The 12154-nt window shown below is 72.5% G+C and carries 9 protein-coding genes; 6 read left to right on the top strand and 3 right to left on the bottom strand.

Features of this window, described 5'->3' with window-relative positions; genetic code table 11:
• Nucleotides 1-242 precede the first annotated feature (242 nt).
• Together ACIQOW_RS36290 and ACIQOW_RS36285 are read left to right on the top strand one after the other, a co-directional pair.
• Nucleotides 243-1949, top strand: a complete 1707-nt coding sequence (locus ACIQOW_RS36290; RefSeq protein WP_401092110.1) for an ABC transporter family substrate-binding protein — start codon at nucleotides 243-245, stop codon at nucleotides 1947-1949.
• 493 nt (nucleotides 1950-2442) lie between these two features.
• Nucleotides 2443-3657 carry a low temperature requirement protein A gene (locus ACIQOW_RS36285; RefSeq protein ID WP_401092109.1) on the top strand — a complete coding sequence of 405 codons (1215 nt, stop codon included), beginning with the start codon at nucleotides 2443-2445 and terminating at the stop codon, nucleotides 3655-3657.
• Between the two features lie 20 nt (nucleotides 3658-3677).
• Here ACIQOW_RS36285 and ACIQOW_RS36280 read toward each other — a convergent pair whose 3' ends face one another.
• Nucleotides 3678-4655: a LysR family transcriptional regulator gene (locus tag ACIQOW_RS36280; RefSeq protein WP_401092108.1), complete on the bottom strand. Its 978-nt coding sequence runs from the start codon at nucleotides 4653-4655 to the stop codon at nucleotides 3678-3680.
• Between the two features lie 404 nt (nucleotides 4656-5059).
• On the opposite strand from ACIQOW_RS36280, the gene snpA (ACIQOW_RS36275) reads away from it, so the two are divergent.
• From snpA (ACIQOW_RS36275) to ACIQOW_RS36260, 4 genes are all read left to right on the top strand, one after another.
• Nucleotides 5060-5710, top strand: a complete 651-nt coding sequence (gene snpA, locus ACIQOW_RS36275; RefSeq protein ID WP_401092107.1) for a snapalysin — start codon at nucleotides 5060-5062, stop codon at nucleotides 5708-5710.
• A 312-nt stretch (nucleotides 5711-6022) separates the two neighbouring features.
• A complete protein-coding gene (snpA, locus tag ACIQOW_RS36270; RefSeq protein ID WP_401092106.1) occupies nucleotides 6023-6646 on the top strand; it encodes a snapalysin in 624 nt (207 codons plus the stop codon).
• Nucleotides 6647-6876: 230 nt separating this feature from the next.
• Complete coding sequence (locus ACIQOW_RS36265; RefSeq protein ID WP_401092105.1) at nucleotides 6877-7536, top strand: pentapeptide repeat-containing protein; 660 nt, start codon at nucleotides 6877-6879, stop codon at nucleotides 7534-7536.
• Between the two features lie 199 nt (nucleotides 7537-7735).
• Nucleotides 7736-9820 (top strand): phosphocholine-specific phospholipase C, encoded by a 2085-nt coding sequence (locus tag ACIQOW_RS36260; RefSeq protein ID WP_401092104.1) that lies wholly within the window; start codon nucleotides 7736-7738, stop codon nucleotides 9818-9820.
• A 102-nt stretch (nucleotides 9821-9922) separates the two neighbouring features.
• On the opposite strand, the gene ACIQOW_RS36255 is transcribed toward ACIQOW_RS36260, so the two are convergent.
• Nucleotides 9923-10933, bottom strand: a complete 1011-nt coding sequence (locus ACIQOW_RS36255) for a methyltransferase domain-containing protein (RefSeq protein WP_401092103.1) — start codon at nucleotides 10931-10933, stop codon at nucleotides 9923-9925.
• 472 nt (nucleotides 10934-11405) lie between these two features.
• Nucleotides 11406-12050: a dihydrofolate reductase family protein gene (locus ACIQOW_RS36250; RefSeq protein WP_401092102.1), complete on the bottom strand. Its 645-nt coding sequence runs from the start codon at nucleotides 12048-12050 to the stop codon at nucleotides 11406-11408.
• Between the last annotated feature and the right edge of the window lie 104 nt (nucleotides 12051-12154).

Genomic DNA, 12154 nt, shown 5'->3' with positions numbered 1-12154 from the left:
ATGACTTTTGCGACAAGGGAATTGGGGACGCGCAGGTCAGAGTGAAGCACCGGCGCACTGAGGGGGTGTTGCGGCGGTGTTGCCGCGCGTGACGTCTCGATCAGGTGTGCGCTCCTCCCCCTGGTGGCGGATCTGATCCGCTGTTACGTTCTGCTGGCCCGGTGCCGAATTGGCTGCCCACGATCAAGACCCGTCACACCTCGCGCGCCCCGACTCCCGTCACCAGTCCCAGGGGGACCCTCATGGACGCTTCCACCACGGCCCGCCGTCTCGGCCGGGCGGCCGCCCTCGCCGTCGCCGTCGTGCTCGCGGTCACCGCGTGCACCTCGGGCGGTGGCGGTTCGGCCGACAGCGCGGCCAAGAGCGAGCCGCCGAGACAGGACTCCGAGGACATCAACGCCAGGCCGCCGGACCAGGTCAAGGACGGCGGCGAGGTGCGCCTCCAGCTGGACCAGTGGATCACCCAGTGGAACCCGCTCCAGGTGGACGGCGGCTCCTACACCGACACGGTGAACCTCATCCGCGCCCTGGAGCCCTCGCTCTTCCGCACCGACGCCTCCGGAACCTTCCGGCCGAACCCGGGCTACCTGGTGGAGGCCAAGGTCACCTCGACCTCGCCGCAGGTGATCACGTACCGGCTGAACCCCAAGGCGGTGTGGTCGGACGGCAAGCCGCTGAGCTACCTGGACTTCAGGGCCGACTGGCAGGCGGGCAGCGGCAAGGATCCGGCGTACAACATCTACGACCCGTCCGGCTACGAGCTGATCTCCGCGGTCGAGCAGGGCGCCGGCCCGGGCGAGGTCGAGGTCACCTTCTCGGAGCCGTACGCGGACTGGCAGAACCTGTTCCGCCCGCTGATCCCGGCGGCCGGCATCGCCACCCCGGACGACTTCAACAAGGGCTGGGTGGAGAGGATCCCGATCACCGCCGGCCCGCTGAAGATCGGCGTCGCGGACAAGACCGCGCAGACCCTCAGCCTCGTCCCCGATCCGGCCTGGTGGGGCGCCCGGGCCAAGCTCGACCGGATCACCTTCCGGGTGATGGACAAGGCCGCGAGCATCCAGGCGTACCTCAACAACGAGATCGACCTGGCCTCGGCGGGCACCGCCACCGCGTACGGGCAGCTCAAGAACGCCAAGGACACCGTGATCCGGGCCGCCAGCCCGTGGGACGAGGTGCACATCTCCTTCGGCGGCACCGGCGCGCTGGCCGACCGGAAGGTCCGCCAGGCGCTCGGCAGGGCGCTCGACCGCTCGGCGCTGATCAAGATCGCCAACAACGGGGTGCCGGTGGAGTTCAAGCCGCTCGGCAACCACATCATCATGCCCAACCAGGCGGGCTACCAGGACAACTCGGGTGACTGGGCGAAGTTCGACCCGGCCGCGGCCAAGGCGCTGCTGGACGAGGCCGGCTGGAAGGAGTCCGGCGGCGGCCGGCCGCGCACCAGGGACGGCAGGCCGCTGGAACTGCACTGGGTGCTCAGCGACGGCACCACGCAGGCCCAGCTCGACCTGGCCACCGCGGCGGCGGCGATGTGGCAGACGGTCGGGGTCAAGGTCGACCTGGACAAGGTGGCCGCCAACGACTACTTCGCCAAGTACGTCACCCCGGGCAAGTTCGACATCGCGAGCTGGCGCAACACCGACTCGTTCCCGAACTCCAAGGGCCTGGCCAACTTCCGCCTGCCGGTGGGCGACAACACCTTCAGCAACCCCTCGCGGCTGGGCACTCCGGAGATCGACGCGCTGCTGAAGAAGGCGGCCGGGACGGTCGACCCGGTGGAGGCCGCGAAGCTCTACAACCAGGCGGACGCGAAGATCTGGGAGCTCGGCCACACCGTCGAGCTCTACCAGCGGCCCTCCGTGGTGGCGACCCGCAAGGGACTGGCCAACTACGGCGCCTTCGGCCTCGCCACGGAGGACTACAGCGTGCTCGGCTGGGAGAAGTAGCCGCCGCCACGGCCGGGGCCGGTCGGGCCGCGCGGCAGGCGCTGGCGAGCAGCGCGGTGATCACGAGGCCGGTGGCGCGGACGCGGGAGGATCGGCTCCGCCGCCCCCGCTGTCCCGCCACCCGCCTTGACCTTCCGCGTTGCCCGCACGCCACCCGTGTCGTGGGGCCCGGCAGGACCCGCGCTCTTCCAACCGGGGAAGAATCTAGCGGCGCTCCGGCCGCCCGCGGCGCAGCGCGCGGGACGCGCCCGGAATCCCGCCGCGCTGTCACCCGGTTCGCGCACCGAAGCGTCAACTGGGGCTGACGGCAAGGAAAAAAAGCGGACATTCGGGTCGATCACGGCGGGGGCGTGCGGTAGTCCAGGAGTGCGCCGGAGCGTGCACACTGATGTGCCGGTGCGTGCACAGCTGCCGCGCCGGTACGTGCGCCGGGCCAGGGCCGCTGCCAGGATGCCCGGGACGATCCCTCCCGCACACCCCCGGAGCAGCTCCGATGGCCAGTGACCCCGCCGCCGCGGTACCCCGCAGCCACCCCGTCGACCCGCCGCCGGTGCGCCGGATGGTTCCGCGCGACCGCCACGAGCCGCACCGGGTCGCCACCCCGCTGGAACTCTTCTTCGACCTCTGTTTCGTGGTCGCGGTCGGCCAGGCCGGGCGGGAACTGGCCCACTCCCTGGCAGCCGGGGACTACGGAGCGGGCGGAACCGGCTATGCCCTGTCATTTTTCGCCATCTGGTGGGCCTGGATGAACTTCACCTGGTTCGCCTCCGCGTACGACGTCGACGACGTGCCGTACCGGGTCACCACCCTGGTGCAGATCGCCGGGGTGCTGATCCTGGCCGCCGGGGTGCCACGGCTGTTCGCCACCCAGGACCTGTCGCTGGCGATCGCCGGCTACGTGGTGATGCGCCTGGCCATGGTCACCCAGTGGCTGCGGGCGGCCGCCAGCGAGCAGGGCACGGCACGCCGGGTCGCGCTGGGCTACGCGGCCGGGATCACGCTCTGCCAGATCGGCTGGGTGGTGATGCTGTTCCTCCCGCCCGGCGCCCGGCCCTACGCCATCCCGGTCGGGGTGCTGTGCGAGCTGGCCGTGCCGGTGGTCGCCGAGCTGCGGATGCGGACCTCCTGGCACCCGCACCACATCGCCGAGCGGTACGGGCTGTTCACCCTGATCGTGCTCGGCGAGACGGTGGCGGCGGCGACCGTCGCGGTGCAGTCGGCGGTGGACGAGCACGAGGAGCTGGGCCGGCTGGTGCCGGTGGCGATCGGCGGGCTGCTGATCTGCTTCGCCGCCTGGTGGATCTACTTCGCCCGGCCCGTCCACGACCACCTGCGCTCCAACCGGCAGGCGCTGGTCTGGGGTTACGGGCACTACCTGGTGTTCGGCTCGGCGGCGGCGATCGGCGCGGGGCTGGAGGTGGCCGTGGAGTCGGCGGTGCACCAGGCGCACATCTCCGAGACCGCCGCCACCGCGACGGTCACCGTGCCCACCGCGGTCTTCCTGGTCACGGTCTGGCTCCTGCACTCCCGGCACACCAAGCGGGGCGTGGTGGCCCAGTCGCTGGCCCCGGCCGGGGCCGTGCTGGTGCTGGCCTGCACCGCGCTCGGCGGTTCCGGGGTGCTCGCGGCGGGCCTGGTCTGCGCGCTGATGGTGGCGGGTGGCGTGCTGGTCCACGGCCGGGAGAGCAGGCACGGGATCGCCCGCTGACTCCCTCCCGCGAGGACGGGCTAGCCGGCCCGCCCCAGCAGTACCGGTTCGTGCCGGGCCAGCCAGGCCAGGTAGGCCGGGTTGACCTTGGCCAGATCCAGGTAGGCGGCCCGCAGTTCGCCGTACAGCGCGTCCAGCGCGGGCGCGCTGAGCACGCGCGGACGCCAGGTGAACAGCAGCCGGACGGCCAGCGGGTCCCCGTGCACCGGGCGGACCACCGTGCCGGGCCCGGGCAGCGAGGTCGGCTGGCAGGGGCGGACGGCCTCGCCGGAGGCGACCAGCTCGGCGGCGGTGGCGTTGTCCCGCACCTGGAGCACCCGGGGGTTGAGCCCGGCCTCGCTGAACACCCGGCGCATCGCCGCGTACTCGTGGTCGGCGGTCGGGTCGACCATCCAGGTGTCCTCGGCGAGGTCGGCCAGGTGGACGACCGGCCGGGCGGCGGCCGGATGCCCGGCGGCGAGCGCGACGAACTGCGGCTCCCTGGCCATCAGCACCCGCTGCTCCGCGTCCGGCGGCACCCGCAGCGGGAAGCCCTCGCTCTCGTACACGAAGGCCACGTCCAACTGGTCGGCGGCGACCATCCGCAGCAGCGCGCTGGCCGAGATGTCCACGTGGATGGTGGTGTCGGTGTCCGGCAGCCGCTCGTGCACCCGGCGCAGCCAGGCCGCGACCGCCCGGCTGCCGACGCTGCCGATCCGCAGCCGTCGCTGCCGGCCCGGCCCGGCCGAGTCCCTGGCCTCCTGGCGGGCGGCGGCCACCAGGGCGGCCATCTCGGTGATCACCGGCCGGGCCCGGGAGAGCACCGAGTGGCCGAGCGCGGTGGGCCGGCTGCCGGTCTGTTCACGGGTGAACAGGGTGCCGCCGATGGCCCGTTCGATGCGGTGCAGCTGGGTGGTGAGGGAGGGCTGGGTCATGCCGAGCTGGAGCGCGGCCTTGCGGAGGCTGCCGGTGTCGGCGATCGCGCACAGCACCCGGAGGTGTCTCACGTCGAGCTCCACGTCCGGGAGCATAGACGCCGCCCCACCGTCTCGCCAAGGACATGACAGGCATTCAAGGCGTGTCGGGGAGCCGGCCGACGGAACGGCCGGCGTCGTGTGCGGCGGACGTGCGGTGGACGTGTGGCGGACGTGGGGTGGGTTCGTGCGGCGGGTTCGTCCGGGGGGTTCGCTCGACGGGTTCGTCCGGTGGGGTCAGCCCGGCCGGACCGCGTGCCGGGCCCGGCCGGCATGCGGCGGTGCTATCGCCGGTTGACATCATCCGTGACGGCCCCGGGCGGGTCGAAGCTCGGGAGCAGCAACCCGCCCCCGGTCACACCCGTGGGGCGGCCCCCACCGTGCGCCGTCGCCGGGCCCGGCCCCCACCGGCCCCCGCGAGCCGGCGCACCGCGAATCGGAGCCCCCACATGAAGCGATCCGTGCTGTCCGCCGCCCTGGGCCTGGCCCTCGCGGCCGGCCTCGCGACCCTGCCCGTCACCGCCGCCACCGCGGCACCGGCAGCGCCCGCCGCCCCCGCCGTCCAGGGCTACACCCCCTCGACACACGCCGCCCCGGCCGCGGAGACCGCGGACAACCAGGCCTTCTTCCGGGCCGTGATGGCCTCGGCCAAGGCGCGGCAGGCCGCGAACCCGTGGCTGCTGAGCGTCACCGTCACCTACGACACCGCGAACGCGCCCTCCTTCGCGAGCCAGATATCCCAGGCCGCGCAGATCTGGAACGGCTCGGTGAGCGGAGTGCGGCTCCAGGAGACCGGCGGCAACGGCGACTTCTCGTACTACGAGGGCAGCGACAGCCGCGGCTCGTACGCCAGCACCGACGGCCACGGCCACGGCTACGTCTTCCTCGACTACCAGCAGAACCAGCAGTACAGCTCGCTGCGCGTGGTGGCGCACGAGACCGGGCACGTGCTCGGCCTGCCCGACGACTACGCCGGCCCGTGCAGCGAGCTGATGTCGGGCGGCGGCCCCGGCCCGTCCTGCACCAATCCCTATCCCGACGGCAACGAGCGCAGCCAGGTCGACTACCTCTGGGCCAACGGTCTCGCGGCCCGGAACTGACATGTCCGGCAGGTAAGTTCGGCGCGGCGGGCCGTCCGGCCGGAATCGGTCGGCCCGCCACTCCGGGTACTTCCCCGGACCGGAGCCTAGCCGCCACCGGAACTGAATGCCAGGGGCACGATTGGGTCAAGGCGAGGAAAAGGCCACTCAATTCGGCTCCGCCGGCAGGGTATTGGACGGTGCTATCGCGGGTTGCCATCATCCGCGGGCGCACCGGGTTGCCCGAAGCTCTGGGGACACCATCCGTTGACCAGGTGTTCCCCCGGGCCGGCCCCCAACCGGCCACGACACCCCACGAATCGGAGCCCCCACATGAAGCGATCCGTGCTGTCCGCCACCCTCGGCCTCGCCCTCGCGGCCGGCCTCGCGGTCCTGCCCACCACTGCCGCCGCCGCGGCGCCGGCCGCCCCGGCCGTCCAGGGCTACACCGCCACGACGTACGCGGGCTCGGCCGAGGAGACGGCCAACAACCAGGCCTTCTTCCAGGCCGTGATGGCCTCCGCCAAGGCCAAGCAGGCGGCCAACCCCGGCCTGGCGGTCGTCACCGTCACCTACGACGCCAGCTCCGCCCCGTCCTTCCGCAACCAGATATCCCAGTCCGCGCAGATCTGGAACGGCTCGGTCGCCAACGTCAAGCTGCAGTCCGGCTCGGCCGCCGACTTCCGCTACTACGAGGGCAACGACAGCCGCGGCTCGTACGCCAGCACCGACGGCCACGGGCGCGGCTACGTCTTCCTGGACTACCAGCAGAACCAGCAGTACAGCTCGGTGCGCGTGGTGGCGCACGAGACCGGGCACGTGCTCGGCCTGCCGGACCACTACTCCGGCCCGTGCAGCGAGCTGATGTCGGGCGGCGGCCCCGGCACCTCCTGCACCAACGCCTACCCGAACACCACCGAGCGCAGCCGCGTCAACTCGCTCTGGGCGCGCGGCTGACCCGAGCGGTGAGCGCCCCGGACCGGCCGCCTCGACGCGGCCGGTCCGGGGCGCCGCGGTTGTCGGGCGGCGTGTCGCAGGGCGGGGCCGCGGCAGGCGTCGTCGGTACGGGCGGCCCGTTGCAGGGCGGCCGTCGTCGGTGCGGGCAGTTGTCGGTACGGGCCGTTGTCGGTGCCGCGTGCGAGCATGCGGGCGAGATCCATCCGCCCCCGACCGCAGGAGCCACCGCCATGTCCCGTGCCGTCCCCGACCGGCTCGCCGACCTCCCGTACGCCGAACTGCTGAGCCCGCACACCGGGCCGCTGCGCAGTGACGAGCGGTACGACACCGCGCACTTCGACGGCGGCGAGCACACCGACGAGTCCGGCGCCGGCGGGTCCTTCCTGGAGTGCGCCTTCACCGGCGTCGCGCTCAACGGGGTCAAGCTGCGCCAGGCCCGGTTCAACGAGGTCTGGGTGCAGGCCGGCCGCTGGGTCGCCTGCGACCTGAGCGGCTCCGAGTGGCAGGACAGCTCCTTCGTCGGCGGGGTGCTCGCCGGGGTCGCCGGGTACGGCTCGGCGCTGCGCCGGGTGGTGTTCCGGGGCTGCAAGCTGGAGGCGGTCAACCTGCGCTCGGCCGTCCTGCGGGACGTCGTCTTCGAGGACTGCCTGCTGCGCGACGTGGACTTCGGCGAGGCGAAGCTGACCGGGGTGTCCTTCCCCGGCTCCACGCTGGAGGAGGTCCGGCTGCGCGGCGCGACGCTGAGCAAGACCGACCTGCGCGGGGCCGTCCGGCTCGGTCTGACCGACGGCCACCAGGGGCTGCGCGGCGCGGTCATCAGCTCCCTCCAACTGATGGAGCTGGCCCCCCAGTTCGCCCAGGCGCTGGGGATCGACGTCAAGGACCGCTGAGCACCCCGGCCCCTTCGTCCGTTCAGCCGGGCGTCGCTCGGTGACGACCGGGCGAACCCCGGTGGCGTTCCGGCGAACAGTCCGCCAACCCTGGCGCCCGCATCTGGTGGCCCGGTTCGGCCGCGGTGGAGACTTCTCCGCGATCGATGGCCCCGACTTGTGTGCACAACATCGCCAGCGAAGGGACGGACCGGTTCTGATGGCCGAGTTGAGTCGTAGGAAGTTCGTCACGCTGTCCGGTGCCGCCGCGGCGGGCCTCGCCGTGGCCGGCACCGGTGCCGGCGCCGCGGGTGCCGCCCCGGGCGGCCCGGCCGCGACGGCCGCCACCACCGCGCTCAGCACCACCGGCACCATCCGCGACGCCCAGCACGTGGTGATCCTGATGCAGGAGAACCGCAGCTTCGACCACTACTTCGGCACGCTGCGCGGCGTGCGCGGCTTCGCCGACCGCAGCGCCATCCAGATCTCCGGCGGCTACAGCGTCTTCAACCAGCCGAACGGCCTGCTCTCCCGCCAGTACCCGTGGCAGTTCAGCCTGACCAAGCCGGCCGGCGGTGCCGACCCCGAGCGCCTCGCCCAATGCAACGGCGACCTCAGCCACGGATGGCTGGATCAGCACAAGGCCTGGAACGGCGGCAGGATGGACTCCTGGGTCGCCGCCAAGGGCAACGTCCGCACGCTCGGCTTCCTCACCCGCCAGGACCTCCCGTTCCACTACGCGCTCGCCGAGAACTGGACCATCTGCGACGCCTACCACTGCTCCGTCCTGAGCGCGACCGGCCCCAACCGCACCTACCACTGGTCCGGCCAGATCGACCCGGCCGGCACCGCGGGCGGCCCGGCCTACGACGGCGGCGACGAGAAGGGCCTGCGCTGGCAGACCTACGCCGAGGCGCTGGAGAGCGCCGGGGTGAGCTGGAAGGTCTACCAGAACGCCGCCGACAACTACGGCGACAACGCGCTGGCCTATTTCAGCCAGTTCTCCGGCGCCCCGGCCGGCAGCCCGCTCGCGGTCAAGGGCATGGGCTCGGTGCCCAAGGTCACCGGCAGGACCCCGGACGACATCGCCGCCGCGATCAAGGCCGACGTGCTGGCCGGCACGCTCCCGCAGGTCTCCTGGATCGTCCCCGACCAGGCCTCCTCCGAGCACCCGTACTCCACCCCGGTGGACGGCGCGCACTTCGTCCACATGGTGATCGACGCGCTCAACGCTGACCCGAACGTCTTCGACTCGTCGATCCTGTTCATCAACTACGACGAGAACGACGGCTTCTTCGACCACGTCCCGCCGCCGGCCGCCCCGGCCGGAACCCCGGGCGAGTTCTACGGCGGCACCAACATCGGCCTCGGCTTCCGCGTCCCGATGATCGCCGTCTCGCCCTGGACCCGCGGCGGCTGGGTCAACTCCGAGACCTTCGACCACACCTCGGTGCTGCGCTTCCTGGAGTCCTGGACGGCCGCCCTCGGCAAGCCCGCCACCTGCCCGAACATCAGCGACTGGCGCCGCCGCGTCTGCGGCGACCTGACCGGCGTGTTCGACTTCGCCAACCCGGTGTACGGCCTGCCCGCACTGCCCGACACCTCGCAGACCATCGGCCTCGCCGCCTGCGGTCCGCTGCCCAACCCGGCCCCGGTGAACAACCAGCTCCCGGTGCAGGAGCCCGGCACCCGGCCCGCGCGGGCCCTGCCGTACCAGCCCAACGCCAACCTGGACCACCTGGAGTTCGGCTCGGGCGGGTTGATGAAGGTCTGGATCACGATGGCCAACGTGGGGGCGCCGGCGGCGAAGTCCGCGCACTTCGCCGCGTACGCCAACGCCTACCGCGGCGGCGGCCCCTGGCAGTACACGGTCGACCCGGGCGGCAGCACCAGCGACTTCTTCAACTGCGGCAGCGGCTTCGGCGGCGGCCCGTACGACCTCACGGTGGTCGGCCCCAACCGCTTCCTGCGCCGATTCAAGGGCGACGCGACGAAGGCGGGCAAGAACGCGGCGGTCACCGCCTCGTACGCGGTCGAGCCGGGCACGGGCAAGCCGGCGGTGTACTTCAGGCTCGCCAACTCCGGCACCACGCCGCTGACCTTCACCATCGCGTCCGACAACTACCGCACGGACGGTCCCTGGACGTACCAGGTCCCGGCCGGCGGCAGCGTGACCGACTTCTTCAACGCCGTGGCCTACACCAACGGCTGGTACGACTTCACCGTGACGGTCGACGCCGACGGCAGCTGGTCCCAGCGCTTCACCGGCCACCTGGAGACGGGCGCCGCCAGCGTCACCGGCTGAGGCCGCGGGCCCCACCGCCCGCGCCGGGCGGTGGGGCCTTCGCGCCGGCGGCGCCGGAACAGGTGGTCCGCCACGCCGCTGTGCCCGGTGCCGTCGTCCGACTCAGGCCGGTGCCTTCGTGGCCACGGCCGCGAGTGCCATCCGGGGTACCTCGGCCGCGTAGCCGCCGTCCACGCGGTACGTCGTGGGGCGGACCCGGGTGCCCGGTGGCGCATCGGTGCCGGCGAGGTAGGCGGTGTGGTCGAAGTGCTGCCGGACGCGGTGCCAGGCCTCGTTCCGGTCCAACTGAGCGAAGAAGGCATGGATGCCGTACATGTCGGCGAGGTAGTCGCACATCCGCCGGCGGGCCTCGTCCTCGGTCTCCGCCCGGACGATCAGGGGGTCGTAGACGTCCGAGACGCTGACGGGCACGTCGAGCCCGTCGAAGAGGGCCACCATCCGGGCCCGGCTGAAATGCTCGTACGGGTGGCCCACCGCCGAGTACGAGTGGACGACCTCGCCGAAGAACCCGGCCATGGGACTGGAGTCGTCGAAGTCGTGCACCACGACCCGGCCTCCGGGCCTCGCCACGCGGACGGCCTCGGCGATGGCGAGCGGGCGTCGCTCGGGGGCGATGTGGTGGGTGCCGTAGGCCAGGAGCACGGCGCTGACGGAGTCGTCCCTGAGGATCAGCGCCTCGGCGGACTGCCGGAGCGCGGACAGCCCGTAGGCGAGCGCCCGCTCCACCATCGCGCCCGAGATGTCACCGGTCAGGATCCGCAGCCTCGCGCTCGCGCCGTCGCCGTGCGCGGTCAGCGCCCGTGCGATGGTCCCGTCCCCGCCCAGGACGTCGAGCACCGTGGCGTCACCGGCCGCGTGGGCCGGTGCGGCGAGTTCCAGCAGCCGGCGCGCTCCGGTCCAGCGGACGGAGGCGTCCTGCTGGGCGCGGCGGTAGGAGTCGCCCCGGCCGGTGGCGTCGGACTCGAACTCGTTGTCGCAGGCGGCGAGACCGCCGTCCACGGCGACCTCCCGCAGCCGGGCACGGTCGATCAGGGAACTCAGCTGGGCATGGTCGCTCGCGATGGTGCGGAGGTAGGCATCCAGTGACATGGACGGAAGGTACGTGTCAGGCATGGGGGGATCTCCTTCCGAAGGCGGGTGGCGCCGGTGCCCGCCGACCGGTGCGGCGACGGGGCGTCGCGGCACGGTGGCGAACACCAGGCCCGGCGCGAGCGGGTTCCCCGGCTACGGATGGAGCGATGTCCGTCGTATCCGGTGCTCGCGACTCACTCCCCCGAGGAGGGACACGGCTCACACCCGGACGGGGGAGGTGGGGCTTCGCCCCTGCCGTGTGCGGGCGGCGCTCGAAGCGGCCTCCCCACCCGACCACCGAAGGGGTTCTTCCGTTGGGCCTCCCACTCGTGGGGACGGTGCCCTTCGGTTCTCGGGTCGGCCATTCGATACTGACCGTCGCCCGGATGCGCCGCAACACCGGCTGCTCCGGCGCCCCGGAACCGGGCGGTTCACCGGCCACCCGGGGGCCGGTGCCGCCGGCTGAGGCCGCGGGCCCCACCGCCCACCCCCGTCGGGCAGTGGGGCCTTCGTGTCAGCGCCGCCAGAAGAGGTGGTGCGCCACGCCGCTCGGGCTGGGCACGACCTCCAGGTCGAAGCGGTCGAGCAGCTCGTCGGGGGAGTCCCAGAGCTTCAGTCCGGACCCGAGCTTCACCGGGGAGACCGCCACGTGCAGGGTGTCGACGAGACCGGCGTCGAGGAACTGCCGGATGGTGGTGACGCCGCCGCCGAGCCGGACGTCCTTGCCGTCGGCGGCCGCCCGGGCCCGTGCGAGGACCGTGGCCGGGTCGCCGTCGACGAAGTGGAACGTGGTGTCGGAGAGCGTGAACGACGGGCGCGGGTGGTGGGTCATCACGAACACCGGGGTGTGGAAGGGGGGTTGGCCACCCCACCAGCCCTGCCACTCGTGGTCCTGCCAGGGCCCGCGCTGGGGCCCGAACTTGTTGCGGCCCATGATCTCGGCCCCGATGTTGCGGGCGAAGTCCCGGGTGAAGTAGTCGTCCAGACCCCGGCTGCCTCCGGGATCGGTGCGCATCGGCCAGCTCGCCGTGGCGCCCGCCCAGGAGAACAGCCGCTCGGCGCGGTCGAGGCCGAACGGCAGTTCGAGGGTCTGGTGCTCGCCGGCGGCGACGCCGTCGCTCGAGACGTTGAAGTTCATGACTCTGAGCAGTTGTTCCATGGCTGAAGCTCCTGTCGCACCGTCGTGCGGCCGGACGCCGCACACCATGACGTCGGAGCGGACCCGGCAGCCTTGACACCGGGGCGGGACTTTTTTCCAGACGT

Origin of the sequence: Kitasatospora sp. NPDC091335 (assembly GCF_044757205.1) — a bacterium.
Lineage (GTDB): Bacteria > Actinomycetota > Actinomycetes > Streptomycetales > Streptomycetaceae > Kitasatospora.
The sequence above is the reverse complement of the archived record's forward strand: the minus strand, read 5'-3'. Positions and strand labels throughout refer to the sequence as shown.

Bases quoted from the DNA above. Each gene is read 5' to 3' on its own strand.
- ACIQOW_RS36290 (WP_401092110.1), top strand. From the start codon at position 243: ATGGACGCTTCCACCACGGCCCGCCGTCTCGGCCGGGCGGCCGCCCTC.
- ACIQOW_RS36285 (WP_401092109.1), top strand. From the start codon at position 2,443: ATGGCCAGTGACCCCGCCGCCGCGGTACCCCGCAGCCACCCCGTCGAC.
- snpA (WP_401092107.1), top strand. From the start codon at position 5,060: ATGAAGCGATCCGTGCTGTCCGCCGCCCTGGGCCTGGCCCTCGCGGCC.
- snpA (WP_401092106.1), top strand. From the start codon at position 6,023: ATGAAGCGATCCGTGCTGTCCGCCACCCTCGGCCTCGCCCTCGCGGCC.
- ACIQOW_RS36265 (WP_401092105.1), top strand. From the start codon at position 6,877: ATGTCCCGTGCCGTCCCCGACCGGCTCGCCGACCTCCCGTACGCCGAA.
- ACIQOW_RS36260 (WP_401092104.1), top strand. From the start codon at position 7,736: ATGGCCGAGTTGAGTCGTAGGAAGTTCGTCACGCTGTCCGGTGCCGCC.
- ACIQOW_RS36255 (WP_401092103.1), bottom strand. From the start codon at position 10,933: ATGCCTGACACGTACCTTCCGTCCATGTCACTGGATGCCTACCTCCGC.
- ACIQOW_RS36250 (WP_401092102.1), bottom strand. From the start codon at position 12,050: ATGGAACAACTGCTCAGAGTCATGAACTTCAACGTCTCGAGCGACGGC.